At 34.7% G+C, this 22,609-nt stretch carries 23 protein-coding genes; 2 read left to right on the top strand and 21 right to left on the bottom strand.

What is annotated here, in order from left to right; translation table 11 throughout:
- Positions 1-260: 260 nt before the first annotated feature.
- The 11 genes from NST49_RS02280 to NST49_RS02330 form a co-directional block, all read right to left on the bottom strand.
- A complete protein-coding gene (locus NST49_RS02280; protein WP_023176627.1) occupies positions 261-1,091 on the bottom strand; it encodes a metal ABC transporter permease in 831 nt (276 codons plus the stop codon).
- Positions 1,037-1,744, bottom strand: coding sequence for a metal ABC transporter ATP-binding protein (locus NST49_RS02285; RefSeq protein WP_023176626.1), 708 nt, complete (start codon positions 1,742-1,744; stop codon positions 1,037-1,039). Before NST49_RS02285 ends, NST49_RS02280 begins: the two co-directional genes overlap by 55 nt.
- Before the next feature lie 59 nt (positions 1,745-1,803).
- Entirely contained in the window at positions 1,804-2,745 is a 942-nt protein-coding gene (locus tag NST49_RS02290; protein ID WP_023176624.1) for a metal ABC transporter substrate-binding protein, read from the bottom strand.
- Positions 2,746-3,135: 390 nt separating this feature from the next.
- A complete protein-coding gene (gene ispE / locus NST49_RS02295; RefSeq protein ID WP_023176622.1) occupies positions 3,136-3,987 on the bottom strand; it encodes a 4-(cytidine 5'-diphospho)-2-C-methyl-D-erythritol kinase in 852 nt (283 codons plus the stop codon).
- 210 nt (positions 3,988-4,197) lie between these two features.
- Positions 4,198-4,593, bottom strand: coding sequence for a VOC family protein (locus NST49_RS02300; RefSeq protein WP_341048648.1), 396 nt, complete (start codon positions 4,591-4,593; stop codon positions 4,198-4,200).
- Positions 4,594-4,696: 103 nt separating this feature from the next.
- The gene (locus NST49_RS02305) at positions 4,697-4,954 is read right to left on the bottom strand and encodes a Veg family protein (protein ID WP_023176619.1); all 258 of its coding nucleotides are present in this window, start codon (positions 4,952-4,954) and stop codon (positions 4,697-4,699) included.
- A gap of 157 nt (positions 4,955-5,111) precedes the next feature.
- Positions 5,112-6,005, bottom strand: a complete 894-nt coding sequence (gene rsmA, locus NST49_RS02310) for a 16S rRNA (adenine(1518)-N(6)/adenine(1519)-N(6))-dimethyltransferase RsmA (RefSeq protein WP_341046811.1) — start codon at positions 6,003-6,005, stop codon at positions 5,112-5,114.
- Complete coding sequence (rnmV, locus tag NST49_RS02315) at positions 5,992-6,561, bottom strand: ribonuclease M5 (protein ID WP_023176616.1); 570 nt, start codon at positions 6,559-6,561, stop codon at positions 5,992-5,994. The genes rsmA and rnmV overlap by 14 nt, the downstream gene beginning before the upstream one ends.
- Positions 6,561-7,328: a TatD family hydrolase gene (locus NST49_RS02320; protein ID WP_187948861.1), complete on the bottom strand. Its 768-nt coding sequence runs from the start codon at positions 7,326-7,328 to the stop codon at positions 6,561-6,563. The genes rnmV and NST49_RS02320 overlap by 1 nt, the downstream gene beginning before the upstream one ends.
- Before the next feature lie 80 nt (positions 7,329-7,408).
- Positions 7,409-9,436: a methionine--tRNA ligase gene (metG, locus tag NST49_RS02325; RefSeq protein WP_341046815.1), complete on the bottom strand. Its 2,028-nt coding sequence runs from the start codon at positions 9,434-9,436 to the stop codon at positions 7,409-7,411.
- A 231-nt stretch (positions 9,437-9,667) separates the two neighbouring features.
- Positions 9,668-10,507 carry a Cof-type HAD-IIB family hydrolase gene (locus tag NST49_RS02330; RefSeq protein ID WP_023176611.1) on the bottom strand — a complete coding sequence of 280 codons (840 nt, stop codon included), beginning with the start codon at positions 10,505-10,507 and terminating at the stop codon, positions 9,668-9,670.
- 214 nt (positions 10,508-10,721) lie between these two features.
- Here NST49_RS02330 and NST49_RS02335 point away from each other — a divergent pair, with 214 nt between their 5' ends.
- Entirely contained in the window at positions 10,722-11,576 is an 855-nt protein-coding gene (locus NST49_RS02335; protein ID WP_023176609.1) for a DUF72 domain-containing protein, read from the top strand.
- Between the two features lie 92 nt (positions 11,577-11,668).
- Here the strand turns inward: NST49_RS02335 and NST49_RS02340 are convergent, their stop codons facing one another.
- From NST49_RS02340 to NST49_RS02375, 8 genes are all read right to left on the bottom strand, one after another.
- On the bottom strand, positions 11,669-12,328 hold the full coding sequence (locus NST49_RS02340) for an amino acid ABC transporter permease (protein WP_023176607.1): 660 nt from the start codon (positions 12,326-12,328) through the stop codon (positions 11,669-11,671).
- Positions 12,325-13,035, bottom strand: a complete 711-nt coding sequence (locus NST49_RS02345; protein ID WP_023176606.1) for an amino acid ABC transporter permease — start codon at positions 13,033-13,035, stop codon at positions 12,325-12,327. Before NST49_RS02345 ends, NST49_RS02340 begins: the two co-directional genes overlap by 4 nt.
- The gene (locus NST49_RS02350; RefSeq protein WP_023176604.1) at positions 13,035-13,859 is read right to left on the bottom strand and encodes a transporter substrate-binding domain-containing protein; all 825 of its coding nucleotides are present in this window, start codon (positions 13,857-13,859) and stop codon (positions 13,035-13,037) included. Before NST49_RS02350 ends, NST49_RS02345 begins: the two co-directional genes overlap by 1 nt.
- A gap of 30 nt (positions 13,860-13,889) precedes the next feature.
- A complete protein-coding gene (locus tag NST49_RS02355) occupies positions 13,890-14,612 on the bottom strand; it encodes an amino acid ABC transporter ATP-binding protein (protein WP_023176602.1) in 723 nt (240 codons plus the stop codon).
- A gap of 308 nt (positions 14,613-14,920) precedes the next feature.
- The gene (locus NST49_RS02360; RefSeq protein ID WP_034538057.1) at positions 14,921-15,916 is read right to left on the bottom strand and encodes an MsnO8 family LLM class oxidoreductase; all 996 of its coding nucleotides are present in this window, start codon (positions 15,914-15,916) and stop codon (positions 14,921-14,923) included.
- A gap of 238 nt (positions 15,917-16,154) precedes the next feature.
- Positions 16,155-16,682, bottom strand: coding sequence for a GNAT family N-acetyltransferase (locus NST49_RS02365; protein WP_034538054.1), 528 nt, complete (start codon positions 16,680-16,682; stop codon positions 16,155-16,157).
- A 63-nt stretch (positions 16,683-16,745) separates the two neighbouring features.
- Positions 16,746-17,315 carry a DUF2441 domain-containing protein gene (locus NST49_RS02370; RefSeq protein ID WP_034538052.1) on the bottom strand — a complete coding sequence of 190 codons (570 nt, stop codon included), beginning with the start codon at positions 17,313-17,315 and terminating at the stop codon, positions 16,746-16,748.
- Positions 17,316-18,088: 773 nt separating this feature from the next.
- Entirely contained in the window at positions 18,089-20,272 is a 2,184-nt protein-coding gene (locus NST49_RS02375; RefSeq protein ID WP_034538050.1) for a heavy metal translocating P-type ATPase, read from the bottom strand.
- Positions 20,273-20,484: 212 nt separating this feature from the next.
- Between NST49_RS02375 and NST49_RS02380 the strand changes: the two genes are divergently transcribed.
- The gene (locus tag NST49_RS02380) at positions 20,485-20,796 is read left to right on the top strand and encodes an ArsR/SmtB family transcription factor (protein WP_023176595.1); all 312 of its coding nucleotides are present in this window, start codon (positions 20,485-20,487) and stop codon (positions 20,794-20,796) included.
- Between the two features lie 104 nt (positions 20,797-20,900).
- On the opposite strand, the gene NST49_RS02385 is transcribed toward NST49_RS02380, so the two are convergent.
- Positions 20,901-21,503, bottom strand: a complete 603-nt coding sequence (locus NST49_RS02385) for an NUDIX hydrolase N-terminal domain-containing protein (protein WP_301426100.1) — start codon at positions 21,501-21,503, stop codon at positions 20,901-20,903.
- Between the two features lie 18 nt (positions 21,504-21,521).
- Entirely contained in the window at positions 21,522-22,526 is a 1,005-nt protein-coding gene (locus NST49_RS02390; protein WP_023176592.1) for a CdaR family transcriptional regulator, read from the bottom strand.
- Positions 22,527-22,609: the final 83 nt, after the last annotated feature.

The raw sequence follows: 22,609 nt of genomic DNA on the forward strand, positions 1-22,609 counted from the left end.
TTTCACCTCTCCTATGGTTTTCTTTTCTCATTTTTTCAGGGCAGCCAATCTGTCAAACATCATTATACGCGTTTTACATATAAAAAGGTAGCTTTTTACCAAATATTATAAAATCGTTCGTTTTTATTAATGATTTCTCATAAAAAAAAACACGAACCTTCGTATTCGCTTTTTAAGATTACTGCATAAGTAAAGGAGCCGGTGATTATCCATCACGGCTCCTTTGCTTATCATCTAACTCACTATTTTTTTCAGCTTTTTTAAACTCGACTTTTTTGATATTTTTTTCGTTGAATAATTTTTGTTGCTAGCATCGTAAGAATAAAAATCGCAATAAATGCCAAGGTGATTGTTGCACCTGGAGGAGTACCCCATTGGTATGAAACGGTCAATCCTGTAAACATACCTATAATTCCTACAATAATTCCAACAAAAATGACCCAATAAAAGCTTTTACTTATTCGCATAGCAATCGCTGCTGGCAAAATCATAATAGCCGATACAAGCAATGCTCCAGCAATTGGCATAATAACTGCAATAGTCACTCCAGTAATCACATTAAAGAGTATAGACATTAATTGTGCCGGCAAACCAGCTGTAAAAGCTGTATCTTCATCAAATGTCAGCACATACATTGGTCTACGAAAAACTAAAAACAATCCTACAATAATCACAAACAAAGCTGCTAATAAGTAAATTTGTTGTTGACTGATCGTAACAATTGAACCAAATAAGTATTGTTGAATCGTAGACGTAGAACCACCACTACTTAAACTCATAAGAACCAGTGCTATTGACATTCCAGCAGACATTAAAATAGCGATTGAAATCTCAGAATAAGATTTATACAGCGTTCGCAAATATTCAATGATCACAGCGGCAATTACTACTACAATCAACGTCATGAAAGTTGGGTTCACATTTAAAAACAACCCTAATGCAATTCCCGCTAAAGAAATATGTGACAATGTGTCTGCCATCAATGATTGCCTTCTAAGAACTAAAAATAACCCGAGAATAGGCGCAATAATGGCAATTAAGAATGCAGCTTGGAATGCTCGCTGCATGAATCCATAGAAAAACATCTCCATGGGGAATCCTCCTTTCGAATGAGCTGAATATGTCTATCTGCATAGTTTTTAATGTCATCATGATCATGCGTTACCATCAAGATACCTTTGCCATGAAATTCACTATTGTGTTTGAGTAATTCATAAAAATCGGTTCTGGACTCTAGATCCATACCAGTAGTAGGTTCATCTAAAACAAATAAATCTGGGTCTGTAGCAAAAATACGAGCTAGTGAAATCCGTTGTTTCTGTCCACCAGAAAGCTCACCGATTTTTTTATGACGCAAATCCCACATACCTACTGATTTTAACGCACGTTCAACATGTTCATGGTCTTCAGCATCTAATCGTTTAAACCATTTCCCTCTTTGGAAACGACCAGATCGAACCAACTCCAATACTGTGCTAGGAAAACCAGTATTAAAAGACGCCACTTGTTGCGGGATATACCCGATAGATAATGGTTCATTTCTTCTATTTACAGCTGATAGATTGACCATTCCTTTAGTTGGTTTAAGTAAACCTAGAACATTGCGTAACAAAGTTGATTTTGCAGCCCCATTCTCGCCAGTCATCATAACAAATTCTCCAGGATCGACTGTAAAGGAAATATTTTCTAACACAGGTTCTTCATCATAATAAAAAGATAAATCTTTCACTTCAATGTAATGCATTGATGCCCCTTCTTTCTTTCACCTATGGAATAAGTCATGCGACTAAACTCATAATTGGATTAATAAATACTTTTTTTTAGAGCAGCTAGATTATCTTTCATAGATTGGATATAATCTAGTCCTTTTTCTTGGTTTTCTTCTGTGATCCCTTCTATCGGGTTCAAAATTTCCAACTCTACGCCGGACTCATTAGCAAGCGTTTCGGCAATTTTATTAGAAGAGGTTTCGGCATAATAGATGTACTTAATGTCATTTTCTTTTATATAATCTTGTAATTCAGCAAGTTTAGCTGGACTAGGTTCTTCTTCAGTTGAAATCCCAGCAATTGAGACTTGTTCTAATTCATATCTGTCTGCTAAATAAGCAAACGCCGCATGTTGCGTCACAAAAACTCGTTTCGCAGTATCTTTAAAGGCTTGTTCAAACTCTTGATTTAACGCCTCTAATTTTCCATTGTACTCTGTTGCATTCGTTTGATACGCTTCTTCGTTTTCTGAATCTGCAGCAATCAAACCATCTTTAATATTATTGACTTCTTCTTGAGCAAGAACTGGATCTAACCAGATATGTGGATCCACATCATGTTGATGGTCGTCTGACTCATGTTCGTCATGTTCTCCTTCAGATTCCAATAAAGAAATGCCTTCACTGGCATTGACGATAACTGTATTTTCAGTATTTATACTTTCTAAGACACTTGTGACCCATATTTCCATTTCCTCACTGTTATAAACAAATACATCTGCATCCGAAATAGCTGCAACTTCTTTTGCACTTGGTTCATAACCATGCGTATCCGTTCCTGCTTCTAATAATAATGTCACATCTGCTTTATCTCCAGCAACATTTTTAGTGAAATCATACATAGGATAGAAAGTTGTTACCACTTGTAATTTATCTGAGTCTGATTGACTACTCTTTTGATCGCTACATCCTATTGTTATCAATACTAGTATTGTCAACAATGAAACCAAACTTAATCTCTTAGTTCTGTTCGTCAAGTGAATATCCTCCTTACAATTAATGTTACTGGTTAATTTATAATTTATTTTAATTCTCTATATTCTTTAAACAGTAATGATTACGATTTAAAATTCCTTATGTAGCTTATCACTATCTACTTTGTGCGTCAAGAGAAAAATAGAACATAAAAGGTAGTAGTGGAACAAAATACATTTAGATCCGAATCGTCTCTTATATACCCTATCCTTAAAGCAACTACGGTAACTGGAGCGAACCAACGCAGGAAGTAATGTCTCACACCATTAAGCATGGTTCATGAAGATAATATTCATCGATTTTGATTTTTGGAGAACGTTCTAAAATAATCATTTAGAAATAGCAAAGAGGCTGGACTTTTGTCTCAGCCTCTACTTTTATAAATTTTCAATCTACTTTAACGTTCGTACCAAGTAAACTTCATTACAAAATCCTTTTAATCCATTATATACGCGCTGTGCCTTAGAATATTTCTTACATAAAGCATAAATAGTTGGTCCACTTCCACTCATCAAAGCAGCATCTGCACCAAATTGAAGCATCTTTCTTTTAATTCGTTTGATATCCGGTTGTTTTACAGCAGAAATAGGCTCCAAAGCATTACCAGTATTCTCTACCATTTGACTATAATCATTTTCTTGAATAGCTGTCAGCATATTTTCTGTTTCTGGATGAGTAATTTGCTCAAATGAAAGATTCTCGAAAACGGTCCAAGTAGAAATACCTTTTTTAGGCTTAACAAGTACTACCCAGCATTGGGGAATCGCATCAATTTGTTGAATTTTCTCTCCTCTACCTGTTGCATAGGCCGTTCCGCCATAAATACAGTAAGGAACATCTGAACCTATTTTTTCTCCAATTAAGGCTAATTCATCATTACTTAAATTTAACTGCCATAATCGATTGAGCCCTCTCAAAGTAGCAGCCGCATCACTGCTACCGCCAGCTAAACCAGCAGCAATAGGAATATTCTTTTCAATCGTAATATCCACGCCTTTTTCAATATGATACGTATCTTTAAAAAGTTTTGCAGCTTTATAGGCATGATTTCGTTGATCTAATGGTAAAAAACCATTATTTGAATGAATAACGATCTGATTTTCTTCAATTGTTTTTAACACTATGCGATCTGCCAAATCAACTGAAGTCATTACCATCTCCATTTCATGGTAACCATCATCTCTTTTATGCAAAACATCTAAACACAAATTAATTTTAGCGGGAGCCTTTTCTATTACCTCCATTTCTCTTCACTCCTTTCCTCTTTATTTTTTGATTGTCTGTAAAACATACTAGCTTAAAAAAAAAGATTTGAAAAGCAAGAAAGGTATAATTTAACTTAAATATTATAAATAACAAGAAATTAATGACTTCTGACTAGCACTATTAAAGTTAAATGGCGTATTTTTTTCTAAAAAAAAGCCTAAGACAAAAATGTCTCAGACTTTTTCTCTTTATGTAAAAGGAGCTACTAATTCAACTTTGATTCTGTCGGGATCTTCAAAAAAAACGGCATAATGCTGCTCTCCGCCAGCAAACGGATGGCGCTTTTTATAAAGAATTTCAATACCTTTTTCTTGTAGTTTTTTTGTTAAGTTGTCTACTTGCTCTTTAGAACTTGCTTGAAACGCTAAATGATTCAACCCTGTATGTCCTCTATGGTAACCTCCAGAAAGAAATTTCTCTTTCGTTTGGACAAACACAATATAAGTTTCATCTCTTTTCCAGCTTCTTCCTTCATCCCAAGTTTGAAAAGCTTGATACCCTAAGTCCTCTAAAAACCAGCCCCAAAATGTTACTGATTTTTTTAAATTTGAAACATTTAATTCTATGTGATGAATAGTTCCCATTCCCAAGAACACCCCTCCAAAAAAACTTATGATTCTACTTATTCATTTATTTGTACAAAAAAACGAGCTTATATTAGCTCGTCAAAATGATTTCTATTTTATTTTATGCGAATTGCCAATTTTCTTCTTCAATAAATTCAATTTCTACAGATTGAGTTAAAACATCTGTGTAACTATATGAGACACGTTCAAATGCATTTTCATCTTGGTCTAGCTCAACCACAAATACGGAATGATATGTGTCTGCTAAAATACCTTTGCGTTCGGTTTTTTTCTTACGACCAGCTTGCGCGGTCAACATAATCTTTTTACCTAAATGATCATCTAAGCTTTCTTTAATGTCTGCTAATGTACTTGGCATCAGATTCACCTCACTCGTCTGATGCCATTATAACACACTTCACAAAAATTTACAAGTATACCACAAGAAAACCTTTCGCACAAATAATAATTCTCTCATATATCAGATTTTACAAATCCTTGAAACAACTGAATTTTTGAGTGAAATCATTTTAAAATTAATCTTTTTCTAATACAATTTCATCAATAGCATCCGACAAACGAGCAAATTCTTCCAAGCTTAATGTTTCCCCACGACGTTTTGGATCAATATTCGCTGTTTCTAATGCTTGTGTTAATTTTTCTCTGACTTCATCTTCTTTACCATATCTAATCAACAAATTGTTCCAAAGCGTTTTACGTCTTTGCACAAAAGCCGAACGAACTAATGCAAAAAAGGACTTTTCATTCTTGACCGTTACACTTGGTGTCGCTCTTCTTGTTAATTTGATAATAGCAGAATCAACATTTGGCTGCGGTATAAAGACTGTCTTAGGGACAATAAAAGCAACTTCTGCTTCCATGTAATATTGAATAGCAATAGACAATGATCCGTATGCTTTGCTTCCAGGAGCAGCTGTTATCCGTTCAGCTACTTCCTTTTGCATCATAATCGTTAACCCATCGATTCGAACAGGGGTTTCTAAGAAATGCATAATAATAGGCGTTGTAATATAGTAAGGCAAATTAGCTACAACAACTAAAGGTTCATCTAAATCGATCAATTCTGGTAACGTTTGTTGTAAATTGACTTTCAATACATCACTATGAACAATAGAAATATTATCATAAGGACTTAGAGTGTCTTTTAACACCGGCAATAAACGGTCGTCTATTTCAAAAGCAATGACTTCCTTACTTGCTCTTGCAAGGTGTTCGGTTAAAGCTCCTATCCCGGGACCAACTTCAATGACATTCGTATTTTTATCGATATCAGAAGCCGCTACTATATTGCTTAAAATATTAGGATCCACAATAAAGTTCTGACCTAAACTTTTCTTTACTGAAAAACCATATTTTTCCATTATTTCTTTTGTTCTTGACGGCGTTGCTATATCTTTATGATTTGTCATGTTTTTCTTCCTCCAAAATTTGCTGCATCACTTTTATAACTTCTTCCGGAGAGATTTGAAACATTTGCAATCTCTTTTGAAGTTGTTTTCCGTTAGTGTAACCAATATTGAGTCTTTCTCCCAATTTTGTTCGTCTCTTTCGTGCATTTGGTCCCATGATCAATCCGGCATCCATTAACAATTCTTGTGAAACTAATGATTCTTTAGCTATGGTCTCTGTATAGCATTTCGCCAATGCAGCTCGTATTGCTTCTGGTGAAGCATGCTCAATACCTAAACTACCTTTTCCTTTTGATCTGGCTTCATCTTTTGTTAAAAATGCATGTTTCACTCCTGGAACAGCTTGAGCAATGATCTTGCGGATTTTTTCACCCGGGAAATCAGGATCCGTAAACACAATAACACCTCTTGTTTCATGAGCTTTTTTTATCAATAAGAGGGTTTCTTCATCGATAGCCGATCCATTCGTTTCAATCGTATCTGCTTCTACGGATTCTACTATACGCCTCGTATCGTCTCGTCCTTCAACAACAATAATTTCTTTTATTTTCTCCATTAGACTAACCTAAATAAGCGATTAGCATTTTGCATCGTTTGTTTAGCTACTTCTTCGTAACTCATGCCTCTTTGTTTCGCCACTTCTTCTGCTACAAATTTAACGTATGCTGGTTCGTTTCGCTTTCCTCTATAAGGCATTGGCGCTAAATAAGGAGCATCTGTTTCAATCAATAGTTTATCAAAAGGAGCGGCTTTAGCTACTTCTCTTACTTCAGGAGCATTTTTAAAGGTAATGACGCCACTTACAGAGATGTGCATGCCTAAATCTAAGAACCGTTCCATCCATAATGTATCTCCACTAAAACTGTGCATAATTCCGCCAACATCTTCAACATGTTCTTTTTTCATCAGTTCATAAGTATCCTCAATAGAGTCTCTCATGTGAATACTGATGGGCAGCTTTAATTCTTTTGCGATTTGGATCTGTCTATGAAATACATCTTTTTGGACATCTTTTGGAGAAGTGTCCCAATGGTAATCTAGTCCCATCTCTCCCATAGCCACTACTTTTGGCAACTGCAATTGGTGATATAGCTTTTCTTCAATCTCTTCCGTATACAAGTAACTTTCTGTCGGGTGCCAACCAATAATGCTATAAATTTCTTCATATTGTTTATTTAAAGCTAACGATTTTTCAATCGTTTCAGTATCAAAACCAACAACAGCCATTCTAGTAACATCGTTTTCAATTGCACGTTGTACTGTTTCTGGAACTTCATTATCAAATTCCTCTGCATTCACATGCGTATGCGTATCAAATAACATCCTAACATCCTTTCTTTTCTTCTTTAACAGAAACACCCTGCTAAATGGGTTTCCAGCAGGGTATATCGTTTTATAAGGTTTTAAGCAATTTCAGAACCGTTTGGTGCTTCCAGCGGCGCTTCAATAATTTGAAGTTTTCCATCCTTTTCAGCAGACAGAATCATTCCTTGGCTGACTTCTCCACGCATTTTACGCGGTTTCAAGTTAGCGACGATCATAACTTTTTTACCAATTAAAGCTTCTGGATCTGGATACCATTCTGCAATACCTGAAAGAATTTGGCGATGACCTTCGTCCCCTGCATCTAAACGGAATTTCAAAAGTTTATCTGCTCCTTCTACTTTTTGGCAATCGATCACTTCAGCCACTTTTAATTCTACTTTATCAAAATCTTCATATTTAATTTGTTTTTCTTTTGTTGAAACTAAAGTTGTTTCTGATGGATCCCATTCCGTTTCTTCTGCTTCAGCTTCTTGTGTCGGCTCATCAGAAGTACCAGCCATTTGTTCTTTGATATAAGCTACTTCTACATCTATATCCAATCGAGGGAAAATAGGTGTGCCTTTTTTAATGACTGTAGTATTGGCAGGGAATAATCCAAATTGAACCGTTGACCAACTTCCAGCAAATTCTCCTTCGACACCTAATTGAGTAAATATTTCTTTAGGTGCATGAGTCAAGAATGGTTGCAATAGAATAGCTGAAATACGAAGAGTTTCTGCTAAATGAACCATAACACTAGACAATTCTGCTGTTTTATCTGCTTCTTTTGCTAATTTCCATGGCGCTGTTTCATCAATGTATTTGTTTGCACGCGAAATCAATACCCAAACATGGCTTAACGCGCTACTAAATTGCATATTTTCCATTTCGTTTTGATAATCAGCACAAACTTTTTCTGCTGTTTCTTTTAGAACAGCATCAAATTCCGTAACATTTCCTGTATAGTCTGGAACTTTTCCATCAAAATACTTATTGATCATCGCAATCGTACGGTTCAACAAGTTTCCTAAGTCATTTGCTAAATCGTAATTTACACGAGAAACAAAGTCTTCTGGAGTGAAAACACCGTCGCTTCCAAAAGTCACTTCACGCATCAAATAATAGCGTAAAGCATCTAAACCGTATTGTTCTACTAGCATTTCTGGGTAAACCACGTTCCCTTTTGATTTAGACATTTTGCCATCTTTCATTAACAACCATCCGTGGCCAAATATTTTTTTAGGCAATGGTAAATCTAATGCCATTAACATGATTGGCCAATAAATAGTATGGAAACGAACGATTTCTTTCCCAACCATATGCACATCTGCAGGCCAGAACTTATCAAATAAAGACGTGTCATCTGTACCGTAACCAAGTGCAGTAATGTAGTTTGCAAGTGCATCGATCCATACATAAATAACGTGTTTAGGATTGCTTGGTACTTTAACGCCCCAAGTAAATGTCGTACGAGAAACTGCTAGATCTTCTAAACCTGGCTTAATAAAGTTATTGATCATTTCATTTTTACGCGATTCAGGCTGAATAAAGTCTGGGTGTTCATTGTAGTAAGCTAATAATCGATCCGCATATTTACTCATTCTGAAGAAGTAAGATTCTTCTTTGATCAATTCTACTGGATGCCCGCTGTCAGGTGACTGTCCACCAATGATCTTTCCTTGAGCATCTCTTTCGATATCTACTAACTGTGTTTCTGTATAGAATGTTTCATCCGGCACAGAATACCAGCCTTCATATTCGTCTAAATAAATATCTCCTTGCGCTAAAAAGCGTTCGAAAATATCTGCTACAACTTTTTCATGTACAGGATCTGTTGTTCGAATAAATTTATCGTTGCTAATTTCTAACAGTTTCCATAGACTTTGCATACCTTCAGCCATTTGATCCACATACTCTTGAGGGGTAATAGCTAATTCTTGTGCTTTATTTTCGATTTTTTGACCATGTTCATCACTACCTGTTAAGTAAAAAACATCAAAGTCTTGCATTCTTTTGTAACGTGCCATAACGTCACATGCAATCGTAGAATAGGCATTTCCAATATGCAGTTTTCCACTTGGATAATAAATGGGTGTTGTAATATAAAATGTTTTTTTCTCAGCCACTTTAGGTGCCTCCTTAGTAGGTTTAACTACTTCATTCTAACCATCTAGTAAACATTCTCTTAGAAAAGAAGGTACGTTTAGACAACAAATGAGTAGGTTGCTTTTTTATTTAAATTAATTCTTCTCAAAAGCTTTCTGAAATAGTATACCACAGAAAGCTACTGAAAATAGGAAAATCCTATTGTTTTCTTTCATCTTAAACAAAGTTTCTCTCTCTTCTTCAAGTGCTTTTTAAGGCAGTAAATCCAATTTCTGCAACCCTTTTAAAATACCATTATTTTCTGGAGAGGCTGTGATATCATCAGCAATTTCTTTTAACTCCCTGCGTCCGCTTTCCATGGCGATTCCCATATCCACTGCTTGCAACATTTCAATATCGTTCAACCCGTCTCCAAATGCCACCGTTTCATTTATTCCAATACCCATGTGGTCAATTAATTTTTGGATACCTACTGCTTTAGACATTCCTTTTGAAATAACATCTACTGAGTAAGGATTCCATCTCGTAAAGTGACAATCCGGAAAAGCTTCTTGGTAATAATCATCATATTCTTCTGTGGTATGAATGATGCATTGATAAATAATACGATTTTCATAATAATGTGGCAAAATAGGCTTCATTTTTTTAGACGATCCTACATATCGTGTAATCAATTGCATGACTTTTTTAGGTGGAGCTATCGGAACACGTTGGATCATTTTTTTCAATAAACCTTTCTGACCAAAAGTAACCATTGAAGTTCCCAATATTTCATCACTCCCGCAAAAAGCTATCCGTTGTTTATTTACTTCTGCAGCAACCGCTAATCGCTTGACCGAATCCTCTGATAAAGGATTCTGAAAAATTGTTTTCCCTTCATGTACCACGTACTGACCATTTAATGTAATATGTGTTTGAATATCTAAGTCTTTCAAAATTTCATCGATTCTAAATGGTGCTCTTCCCGTTGCAATGACAGGCATAATGCCATTCTTTTTTAAATCTTGAATAGCTTGTTTAGCTGAAGCAGGAATTTTTTTCCGATCGGTCAATAATGTTCCGTCGATATCAAAAAAAACTAATTTATACATTTTAAAGGCTCCTCTAACGATTTTTATTTAAGCGTATTCATATTTATTCTAATAGCATTATTAAATCAGAATGTTTCGCGTGAAACAATTTATATAGTTACTATTTCATCGTGAATTTATCGATTGTCTATTAAGATGTTTCTACTTTCTTTCATCATAACGGTTGCTGTACAATAAGGCTAGTTATTCTAATCTAAAGAAAGAAGGATTTCTGATGATCTCTATAGGTTTAACGGGATGGTCTGATCACGATTTGCTGACTATCCGCCCATCAAAACGGCTGGAAGATTATAGTTCTCATTTTCCTTTTGTAGAATTAGACACTAGCTTCTACGCTATTCCACCGGATAAGAATATTTTATCTTGGATTGAAAAAACACCTCCTACTTTTCAATTTATTCCAAAAGCATTTCAAGCTATGTCACAACATAAGGACTGGTTGAAGTTTTTCCCAACTGAACAACAGATGTTTGAGCATTACATCGCTGTTTTCGAGCCTATGATCTCAAGCGATCGCATTAAAGCTTTTCTATTTCAATTTCCGCCTTTTTTTGATTGCACAAAAGAGCATGTTCAGTATTTAAGAAAAGTGCGACATTTTATGAAAGATTTGCCTGTGGCTATTGAATTTCGTCATGCAAGTTGGTACAGCGACACTAACAAAGAAAACACATTAACGTTTCTAGCTGAAGAAAATTTTATTCATACTGTTGTTGATCAACCAAAAACTCCCGGAAATAGTGTGCCATTAATTAGTATAGGTACAAATACAGCATTAACCCTATTTCGATTACATGGCCGGAATTATGAAGGTTGGTTAGATTCAAGTGGGCCGGATTGGCGAAAAAAAAGAACCCTTTATGATTACAGCTCCTCCGAACTAGACGAATTTGTATCCATTATTCGTCAATTAGAAAAAGACTCTAAAGAAGTGGCTGTTATCTTTAACAACAACTCTGGAGGGCACGCTGCAGCAAATGCCAAGCAATTGCAAAAGAAATTGCATCTCGACTTTGATCACCTTGCTCCGCAACAAACAGAACTGAATCTATTTGAGGATGATCTGTAGCCTCTTTTCTTTTATGAACGTAGAACAAAAATAGAACATACTCTTAGCAATAAAGAGCATGTCCTATTTTTTTCGACTGAAGAATTGTGCATCTACACGTTTTCCGAATTTCTGTTATGCCAATTTCTGACTAAAACAGAAAGCAAAAAACAGATAATGAAATAAACCAATGCTAGGAAGCCATAAATCAAAAAGACTTCAGAAGTTTTTGTTACTTTTCCTAAAATGACTTGTCCACTTCGGGTAAATTCCATTATGCCTAATCCAGCAAGAAAAGAAGTATCCTTAATGGTTGTAATCACTTGCGATAGCAAAGAAGGAATAATTTTTTTGAATGTTTGAGGCAGAATAATATACATTAACGATTGAAAAAAAGAAAACCCTTGAGAATGAGCTGCTTCAAATTGGCCTTTTGGTATGGCGTTTAATCCTCCACGTACAATTTCTGCTACTACCGCAGCTGTATATAAAAATAAAGCTAATGAACCTTTTACTAAAATCGTACTTCCCGGAATCAGAAATGCACATCCCAGCATCCATAAAAGCAACGGCGTATTGCGAAAAAGTTCAATATAAAAACTAGCTAATTTTCCAAAAAATTTGTTTTCATAATTTCTGACTAATCCTAATAATGTTCCAAATAGGATGGACAGGATCACTACACATAAAGAGATTAGTAAACTAGTCTTTAATCCATCTAATAAAAATAATACATTAGCGGGTGTAAACACATTTTTCATGGATTCGATCATTCCATCACCTCCGGAATATCCACCACAACGGAATCATTTTTCTTTAATTTCTCTTCATATTTCCTTGAGAACGTAGCCAATGGGAAACAAAGTAAAAAGTATAGTAACCCTGCAAATACATAAGGTGGTCCGTAATTCAAAGAATAAGAAGCATAAGAATCAGCTGCATACATTAAGTCTGCCCCAGCAATAATCGCTAAAACGGAAGTGTTTTTTATTAGATTAACCGCTTGGTTCGTTAATGGAGGTAATATACTTTTCACCATCTGCGGCAATATAATGTAGCGCATCGTTTGTGTGTATCCAAATCCTTGAGAATACGCGGCTTCTTGTTGGCCTTTAGGAACAGATAAAATACCTGCACGTACTACTTCTCCGATATAAGCCCCATGATACAAACCGACACCTACTACTCCTATAGTAAATTCACTCAAGACCAAACCAGCCATAGCTAATCCGTTATACATAAAGAATATTTGGATGACAAGAGGGATATTTTGAAAAATTTCGACATATACTCGTGCAATCGCACGCAAGACACCATTATGAGCAGTTGATAGAATCCCAATAATCACCCCTATGATTAGAGACAATGCCAATGCTAATATAGCCACTTGGAGCGTTCGTAAAAATCCAGAACTAAAATTATCGAAGTTTTGAAAAAGGTCCTCCCATCTCCAAAGTGCGAATGGATTTGTACTTTTCATTATTCACTCAATCCCCACTCTGAAACTAATCCGTCAAGAGTTCCGTCTTCACCCCATGTAGTAATCAACTCATTTACATACTCTGCTAATTCCGTATTTGTCTTCTTAGTTGCAATACCATAATCTTGAGTGGCAAAACGATCGGATAAAATCTCAGTTGAATCGTCTAAATAACCAGCCAAAATAGATCTGTCTACACTAAATGCGTCTACACGGCCTGAATCCAAGGCTGCTTTGATTTCTGGATAAGTTGCGTATTCTGAAAAGTCTACTGTTATATCATATTGTTCAGCTTCTGCTGTAATGGCTTCAGCTGTGGTAGAACTTTGCGATACACCAATAGTTGCTCCATCCATGTCTTTTAATCCTTCATAATTTTTATCTTTTTTAACCAATAAACCTACTGCATCTTCATAATAAGCATCTGTGAAGTTATAAGTCTCTTTACGTTCTTCTGTTACTGTAAAAGTAGCAATAATCATATCTACTTCTCCATTGTCCAACAATGGACCACGTGTTTTAGCCGTAACAGGTGTCAATTCAATAGCATCTGGATCACCTAAAATCTCTTCAGCTAATTTTTTAGCAATATCGATTTCGAATCCTTCTATCTCCCCTGTATCTGTATTCTTCAAACCAAAATTCGGAACATCTTCTTTAACTCCTACTTTTAAAACGCCTGCTTCTTTAATGGCTTCAATCGTTACTTGATCTGATTTTTTTGCCGTTTCCGCCTCTGTTGTTGAACCATCATCTGACGAACAAGCCCCTAAAAATAATACACTAGATAAAATTACTGTTGCTAATAAGTTTCTCTTTTTCATTCCTTTTCCTCCTAAGTAATTATCATTTTTTTATCTTAAAATTTTGCTTAAAAATTCTTTCGTTCGTTCATGTGTAGGGTTCTCAAAGAAGTGTTCTGGCGGTCCTACTTCAAGAATGGTCCCATCATCCATAAAAATAACACGATCAGCTACTTGTTTAGCAAAACCCATTTCGTGCGTCACAACAACCATCGTAATATTCATGCTGGATAACTTGATCATTACGTCCAAGACTTCTTGGACCGTCTCAGGATCTAAAGCAGAAGTCGGTTCATCGAATAAAATAATTTTCTTCTCTGAACAAAGTGATCTAGCGATGGCTACTCTTTGTTGTTGTCCGCCTGATAATGATGAAGGGTATGCCGTTGCTTTTTCTCTTAATCCTACAATATCTAAATATCGATAAGCCATTTCTTCTGCTTCTTCTTTAGTCTTGTTCTGCAATTTCATTGGACCTATTGTTAGGTTTCCTAACACAGTCATATGTGGGTATAGGTTGAATTGTTGAAAAACCATTGCAGAGGAATTTCGTACCGTTTCTAGTTTATTTTTTGAAGTTAGCTGATTTCCATCTATATAAACTTCTCCTGTTGTAGGTTCTTCCAGAAAATTCATGCATCTGACTGTGGTACTTTTCCCAGAACCAGAAGGTCCTATAATAACGACTTTTTCTCCCTCCGCCACCTCTAGATTCACATCTTTTAGTACATGGTGGTCTCCAAAATATTTATTTACATTCTGTAATTTAATCAACTTTGCCTCATCCCCTTTTGCAAGAACTTTTCCAGTACTTAGATATTTTGTACTGTTTAAGCAAGTTATTTCTGCTTAAAGCCAAATTATAAATACACTTTTATTAGAAATCAATTAAAATATAGCGTTGTTATGTTAGGTTTTATAACACCAGTTTAGCAATAGTTTAATAAATATGTTTTGAAACCTTTTATTATAGCTGTTTAAAAATGACAAAACTATCATTTTTTTATCATTAAATTGCCAAAAAAGACATTATTTCCTAGGAAATAATGTCTTTTTTTAAATTATATTCTGTTTTTTATCTTTTATTGTAATAATTCTTTTGCTAATAAACGGTATACATTTAATCGTTTTTCTTGTGAATGAGGAATACTACAGATCATCGCTTCATCAAAACCATACCTCTCTTGATCTTCTAATAATTTTGCAGCGATTTCTTTGGGTGTGCCTACTAAATGTAATTCGCGTCCTTGTTTTATCGTTAATTGATCAATTTCGGTTAAAGGATAATGTTGTGCTTCTTCAGGTGTCAGCAATTGACCCATTTGTCCTTTTCTCATCAATAGACGTGCAATATCTTGTGGCTTAGCTTCATATTCTGCTTCTTCTCTAGTTTCAGCTGTCGTCACAAGATACGCTACATTGATGTTCGGTTTTTCCATAAAAGCAGAAGGTTGAAAATTGACTCTGTATTCATCTAAGATATCTTTTGTCATTCCACCCATAAAGAATTGAGCAAAAGAATAACCCACTCCCATTTGAGCGGCTTTTCGTGCGCTACTTCCACTAGAACCCAGTAACCAAGATTCAGGCAATTGAATGTGTGAAGGAGTAGCAATTGTTCGATTATATAATCGATCTTCAGGTACTTCATCATTGATTAATTTTAATGCCGTATCAAATTTTTCATACATATTGTCCAACATAGGCTGACGACCTTCTGATAAAGCATAGATTGAATTATTGTCGCCACCTGGAGCACGACCTACTCCAAAATCGATTCTTCCTGGTGAGAAAGCACTTAACGTTTTAAAAACTTCCGCTAATTTCAAGGGTGAATAATGCATCATCATAACGCCGCCTGTGCCGATTCGAATATTTTTTGTTTTTGCTGCTAAATGCGCTGCTGTAATCTCAGGCGCTGAACTTGCATAACCATTCGTGCCATGGTGTTCCGCCATCCACATACGTGTATACCCTAATTCATCTGCTAAAATAGCCAATTCTTCAGCTTTTAATAAAGCTTCTGCAGCTGTATTTCCGCTGGTTATCGGTGCTTGATCTAAGACACTTAATCTCACTATTTTTCCATCTCCTTATATATATAAACAGTTTTAGTATTAATTCTTGATACTACTAACTAGGTAACAAATAAATTTCCATTCGTTACTTTTTCATCATTATTTCCATTATAAAGAAACGACTATTAGTTTTCTATGTTTAAGTCTTAATGTAGTGATTACCTATTCGTTTAGCAAAACAAATAACTAATTTCACTATAAATCCTTTTTTCTTAACGAAATAGTTTTAAAATACTTTTTAATCTAAGTAAAAATAAATATTGGACTTACCTTCTTGTTTTGTGTGTTTGTAATCATTTGTATTCAAACCACCAATGACAAAATTTTGTTTTAAATAAAACTTACATGCTGCTAGATTATTATCTTGTCCAATCGTATAAATTCCAGCGTATCCTAAACTTCGAACTAATTTCAAACCGCTAGAAATTAATTCTTCCGCAATTCCTTTTCTACGAAATTCTTTATTCACTTTTAAATCGTATAGATACATATATTTACCTGGATCATTTTGAAAAATGGCTAAACCGATACAGTTTCCATTCTCATAAGCTCCTAGCACAAATCCATTTCTAGTAATCATTTCAAAACTATACTCTTCTTCTGGAAAAGTCATATAATAGGCTTCTGCAAACATCTCCGTTTCATAAGACCATTCCTCATTGTTTCGGTTAATGATCATACGACCAAAAACTTTGAAGGGTTCATTAGGTAACTGTAGATCTATTGCATATTCTTCAGTAATTTTACGATATTCAATACTCTTCATTAGGTGTATTCCTTTCAAAAGACATATTTTTGAGTTTTTTTACATATTAAGATGAAGTCATCTTTATTGAAAATCTTCAATAATTTCTGTCACAAAAATTTCTCCACCAATTAATACTTCAGTGAGATAATTTTCAGCAGGAGAACTCCAGTACTCTTTTGCTTGATCGATTTTTTCTAAAAAAGAACAATTTTCTAAAGACGGCAGGGAATCAGCGTTTCCTTTAAAAATCGGTCCAGAAGTTTTTAATTTGACAATTTGAAGAATCTCTCTGTTATAGGATTCAAACAACTCTTTCCATTCAAATATACCCTGCAGACTATCAGACCCATATAAACATTCGAACCTTGAAGGAAGCGTCGGAAAATATTCTAACCTAATCATTTCAGTAATGACTTCTCTAATGGCTCTTGAAGTATGAGATTGGGAGTTTTTTAAAAATGATAATTCAACATCATCAATCGATGAATCTAAACGATGGATTATCTGATCAACGGTCTCATTTGTTTTATTTTTAAAATTATTATCTAAAAAAAAGGAATACAGTCGATTTTTATGAGTTTTATCAAAAACAATTTTTTGACCAACATGCATCGGTTTTCTTGTTACTAAATGATAGTATTGCAAGTTCATAAACCTCCTTCTTTTAAGACCTGTTTTAGTATATATTTAAGTATTCAATAAAAATAATTTTTAGTGAAAGGCCTGTATATTTACTACAATGGAGCAAATAAATAATAACAATAAACAGCTATCAACAATATATTTGGAAACACACTTTAGTTTATCATTTTCAAATATTTTAATTGTTAATAGTATAACCTAAAGACCGACCAAAATAGTATATACTTTCATTTAATAATACAGTTATTAGGGCATGTTTCTTATCGTAACTGTTAAGATAGATCGTTACTATTTCGAAAATAGACCAATTTGACACTAAGAAGGAAAAATCATTTGACTAAATACGAGCCTTAGTTCATCTAAAACAGATGCCTTTCCATTTCGAGTTAGTGCAATGAGCTCTAATTTGACTAACTCAGAACCGCTTTCTATTTGAGTTGACGCAATACGGCTTAATTCGACTAACTCAAATCCTTTTTCCGTTTGAGTTGACGCAATAAGACTTAATTCGATTTACTCAAATCTATTTTCCGTTTGAGTAGCGGTAATAAAACTTTGTACGACTAACTTAGATTACATAATTTATGACTTAATAATATAGTTAATAATTAATTTTAAAAAGAACGCAGCCGTTTATATTTAGCAACCAGCGGTTTACATATGCTATTTTAAAAGGTTTGATTTTGAAATAACCCTATTTATTTTCTGTACAAATAAAAATAAGGCCACCCTATAGAAAACTTGAAGATTTCTATAGGGCGACCTTTTCATTCAACACTAAATTATTTTTTTAGTACTCGCATTGAGTTTATAACGGCAATAACCGTTACGCCAACATCTGCAAAAACAGCTTCCCACATGGTTGCAAAGCCAAATGCTCCTAGTATTAAGAAAAAACCTTTTACTGCAAGGGCTAAAATTATATTTTGCCATACAATTCTTCGAGTATCTTTTGCGACTTGCATGACTGTTCCAATTTTAGATGGTTTATCGTCCATTATAACGACATCAGCTGCTTCAATTGCTGCGTCTGAACCTAATCCTCCCATTGCGATCCCTATATCTGAACGGGCAAGTACAGGGGTATCATTGATTCCGTCACCAACAAAAGCTACTTTTTCTTTTGGACCTTTGCGTGCCATAATCTCTTCCATTTTATCTACTTTATCTTGTGGTAAAAGCTCTGCATAGAACTCGTCAATTCCTAATTCTTTAGCAACGGCTTCCCCTACTGATTTTGAGTCTCCCGTTAGCATAATAACGTGCTGTACGCCTTTTTCTTTCATTAATGCTATTCCTGCAGCAGCATCTTCCTTGATTGCGTCTGCAATCAAAATATGACCAGCATACTCTTTATCGACAGCTATATAAATAATGGTTCCAATTTTAGTTGATTCAGTGAATGAAATGTTGTATTTTTGCATTAATTTTGCATTTCCTGCCAATACTTCTTTCCCATCTACTATTGCTTGGATACCATGGCCTGAAATATCCTTATATTCCGTGATTCGGTTCTCATCAATTTGTTCTTCATATTTTTCTTTAATTGAATCAGCAATTGGATGTGAAGAATGAGTTTCAGCATATGCAGCTAATTCTAATAATTGGTGTTTATTCCATCCGTTTACAGGCTGAATATCCGTAATTTCAAATTTACCCTTTGTTAACGTTCCAGTCTTATCCATAATGACGTATTTAATATCATTCAATCCTTCTAAGAAGTTGCTTCCTTTCACTAAAATTCCTTTTTTTGAAGCTGCTCCAATCCCACCAAAGAAGCCCACAGGAATTGATACAACCAATGCACACGGACAAGAAATAACAAGGAAAATACTTGCTCGATAGATCCATTCATTAAATGTAGCCTCTGGAAAAACTAGTGGAGGAATAATCGCTAGCACTAAAGCCAGAATAACAACAACGGGTGTATAGTAACGCGCAAACTTCGTAATAAAGTTTTCAGTTGGAGCTTTTCGACCGCTTGCATTTTCTACTAAATCAAGGATTTTTGTAACTGTTGATTCAGAAAAAAGCTTCTCAACTTTCACTTCAATTAGACCATTTTTATTGATAAATCCACTCAATACACTGTCCTTTACTGCCACACTCCTAGGAACAGACTCACCCGTTAATGCAGAAGTATCCATTGATGACGTTCCAGTAATGATTTCCCCATCTAAAGGAACCTTTTCTCCTGGCCGTATGACAATCGTATCGCCAACTCTAATCGTGTCTGGCGATACGCTGCGCGTGCTGCCATCTGCTAGCTTTAGATTTGCATAGTCCGGTCTTATATCCATCAAATCAGCAATCGAGCGTCGTGATCTACTAACGGCGATATCTTGGAAAATTTCTCCTACTTGATAAAAGAGCATAACGGCTACCGCTTCTGGATATTCCTGAATATAAAAAGCACTTATCGTAGCGATAGTCATCAAAAAATTCTCATCAAACAGTTGTCCATTGAACATGTTTTTGATGGCTCTCCAGACCACATCGTATCCGGCTACAAGATAAGCTGCCACAAATAATCCTAAGGACACTATTTCATTCATAGGTACAAAATTCGCAGCCAGTAATAAAAGCAAAGAAAGGACCAACCGACTAATAGTAGTTTTCACATTGCCTTCTTCATGACTATGATCGTGTGAATGATGTGAGTCTTCTAGATGGCTTGTTCCTTTATTTTTATCTGATGCACGACCATCTTTTCCAATTGGAAGCTTAGTTGATTTAGAGAGCAACGTTACATCAGGTTCTAGTTTATTTATTTTTGATTTGATGACTGGCAGAATGTTCAACTCTTTTTGTTCGTCAACATCAAAACTAAGGGTCTTTGTCATATAATTAGCATTGCTGTTTGTGACGCCTTCAATTTTTGATACGCCATTTTCAATCTTATTAGCACAATTTGCACAATCTATACCCTCAAGTATCCATTCATGGCGTTTCTTTTCTTCAGACATAAAAATTCCTCCTGTACTTATTTCTAAATCGTAATAACTCTGTTTTACATATGATATTTTATTCATATGTTTCAAAAAAAGTATACCACGCATAAGAATAAAGTCAACAAGATTAGGCCGGTTTAAAACTACCTTTACACTACTTGCTTTTAGAAAAAAGCGTGCTATCCTTAACACATGAGACTTACTTCATGTATCCAAGGAGGTTAATCATGGCAAATAAAGAACCATCTATTTTAGATCCAGAAACACTTACATCCGTTAGTAAAATATTCAAAATTTTACAAAATGAAGCTAGACTTTCCATAATCTATTTATTAAAAGACCAAGAATTAAGTGTAGGAGAAATCACTAATTTAATAAATATGGAACAATCCGCTGTTTCTCATAAATTAAATGCACTAAAGAAAGCTCATTTAGTTAAAACTAGAAGAGACGGAAAAACCATTTTTTATAGTTTAGATGACGACCATGTTTTTAATCTATTAGAACAAGTTATCACACATAGTAAAGAATCCAACTAACTTTACAGCATTTTAGTTGGTTTATTACCCAAAGAGAAAGACCGCCCTAAACTATAAAGGCAGTCTTTCTCTTTAATCATTTAAATAACAATACAATAAAACAATCAGTCACAATAAACATTTGTACTATTCGATAATTCCATTAATTGTTCTTTAGTTGTTCTATTTAACGATAATTTAGGTAGATTATCTAAGTCAAAAAAATCTACGTCAGAAGTTTCGATGTTTTCTTTAAATATTCCGCCCGTAACTGTACAATAAAATACCAGTTTATAATACTGAAACATCTGAGGGATATCCTTTCGTAAGTTTGTATCAACTACAGCAATCAACTCACAATCTTCCACAATTAAGCCCGTTTCCTCCATTACTTCTTTTATAATATTTTCTTTGGGTGTTAATCCGACTTCTGCATAACCCCCAGGCAATGCCCACTCTTTTGTCGTCAAATCTTCTACAAGCAATATTTTATTCTCTTTCTTGATAAACGCTCTAACATCAATTTTAGGAGTAGGGTATCCTTCACTAGAATCTATAATATTTTCCAACTTTTCAATTGGTTCATTTCCCAAATGGCTTATTAAATTCAATGACAGCTTTTGTAATTCTTCATAACGTTCTTTATCAAATGGATCTTTCCCATAAAATATTCCTGCCTCAGCTATTGAAAGCAATCTCCTATATTGTTCTAAGTAATTTAAAGTCAAATAAATCTAGTCCTTTCTTTAATCTTCCTCATTCATGAAATGATAAGCAAAATGATAAAACAGCTCCCATAATTCATACCAAATACGAGGATTTCTTCCCGTTATCTCTTCTATCTTTTGAATTCTATAATTCAATGTATTTCTGTGAATATGAAGTTCCAATGAAGTATCGTTGATGCTCTTATTATTTCGTGCAAAACAAACTAATGTTTCTGCATATTCTGGCGCTGCTTCTTTTATTTTTTTCAAAAGATCCTGATTTGGCGGAATAGAAAATGAAAATAAATTAGCTAAATAATAAGTATCCGTTCGTTCGATTCCTTTTTTCTTCCATTTAAAAAAGGAAAGCATCAAATGTGTTTGTTTGATATTTTGAAGAATAAGTCCAATATTTTTTTCATGTGTACTGATAATAATCAGCTCATCATTCCTTGTAGTTATTGGTTCCAGCGTTTCTAAAAAAATTATATATCCTTCATGCCATGCAAATACTTCTTTCTTATAGGCAACTGACCGTAAAACGTCTTTTCCTTCAGCAAAAACTCCATAATACAGCTTTCCTAGTTCTAATTTATAGTTTTCCCTTGCTTCTTTTTTTAATGATTCTGTATATACGCCATCCGAATCTATTAACTGCTTCAAAAAAGCTTTCTTCGCAACTCTATCTTCCTCTTTTTGCTTATAAATATTTAGTTCTTCAATAAGCAAAAGGGAAACAGTCTTGACAATTTTTGTAAACGGGCGAACTTCGTCAGGTTCACCTGTGATGCCCACCACTCCAATTATTTTATCTTCATAAATGATTGGCTCATTGGTTCCTTTTTTCTCTAGATGCGTATCATGGTAAACTTCAATGATCTTTTTTTCTTTGATCGCTCGTTCAGCTGCTCTATGCGAAGTTCCTATCCGATTACTGTCGCCACTTGCAATAATGATCCCTAAATCATTCATAATATTAATGTTATAAGGGATATCTCCCATCAGCTTGCTGACGATTAAACTAGCTTGTTTTTTAGTTAACAACTGCCCCTCTGCCACCTTTTCTATGCAAAAACCAGTTTAGAAATGACAACTTCTAAACTGGTTCTTGACCGACATATACGTTA

It is taken from the genome of Carnobacterium sp. FSL W8-0810, assembly GCF_038007125.1.
GTDB classification, from domain to species: domain Bacteria; phylum Bacillota; class Bacilli; order Lactobacillales; family Carnobacteriaceae; genus Carnobacterium_B; species Carnobacterium_B inhibens.

Excerpts from the sequence above, each read along its gene's own strand:
- ispE (WP_023176622.1), bottom strand. The coding sequence starts at position 3,987 with ATGGAGGTAATAGAAAAGGCTCCCGCTAAAATTAATTTGTGTTTAGAT.
- NST49_RS02350 (WP_023176604.1), bottom strand. The coding sequence starts at position 13,859 with ATGAAAAAGAGAAACTTATTAGCAACAGTAATTTTATCTAGTGTATTA.
- NST49_RS02380 (WP_023176595.1), top strand. The coding sequence starts at position 20,485 with ATGGCAAATAAAGAACCATCTATTTTAGATCCAGAAACACTTACATCC.
- NST49_RS02320 (WP_187948861.1), bottom strand. The coding sequence starts at position 7,328 with ATGTTATTTGATACGCATACGCATGTGAATGCAGAGGAATTTGATAAT.
- NST49_RS02345 (WP_023176606.1), bottom strand. The coding sequence starts at position 13,035 with ATGAAAAGTACAAATCCATTCGCACTTTGGAGATGGGAGGACCTTTTT.
- NST49_RS02305 (WP_023176619.1), bottom strand. The coding sequence starts at position 4,954 with ATGCCAAGTACATTAGCAGACATTAAAGAAAGCTTAGATGATCATTTA.
- NST49_RS02285 (WP_023176626.1), bottom strand. The coding sequence starts at position 1,744 with ATGCATTACATTGAAGTGAAAGATTTATCTTTTTATTATGATGAAGAA.
- NST49_RS02335 (WP_023176609.1), top strand. The coding sequence starts at position 10,722 with ATGATCTCTATAGGTTTAACGGGATGGTCTGATCACGATTTGCTGACT.
- NST49_RS02375 (WP_034538050.1), bottom strand. The coding sequence starts at position 20,272 with ATGTCTGAAGAAAAGAAACGCCATGAATGGATACTTGAGGGTATAGAT.
- NST49_RS02370 (WP_034538052.1), bottom strand. The coding sequence starts at position 17,315 with ATGAACTTGCAATACTATCATTTAGTAACAAGAAAACCGATGCATGTT.
- NST49_RS02340 (WP_023176607.1), bottom strand. The coding sequence starts at position 12,328 with ATGATCGAATCCATGAAAAATGTGTTTACACCCGCTAATGTATTATTT.
- rsmA (WP_341046811.1), bottom strand. The coding sequence starts at position 6,005 with ATGACAAATCATAAAGATATAGCAACGCCGTCAAGAACAAAAGAAATA.
- NST49_RS02365 (WP_034538054.1), bottom strand. The coding sequence starts at position 16,682 with ATGAAGAGTATTGAATATCGTAAAATTACTGAAGAATATGCAATAGAT.
- rnmV (WP_023176616.1), bottom strand. The coding sequence starts at position 6,561 with ATGGAGAAAATAAAAGAAATTATTGTTGTTGAAGGACGAGACGATACG.
- NST49_RS02330 (WP_023176611.1), bottom strand. The coding sequence starts at position 10,507 with ATGTATAAATTAGTTTTTTTTGATATCGACGGAACATTATTGACCGAT.
- NST49_RS02280 (WP_023176627.1), bottom strand. The coding sequence starts at position 1,091 with ATGGAGATGTTTTTCTATGGATTCATGCAGCGAGCATTCCAAGCTGCA.
- NST49_RS02300 (WP_341048648.1), bottom strand. The coding sequence starts at position 4,593 with ATGGGAACTATTCATCACATAGAATTAAATGTTTCAAATTTAAAAAAA.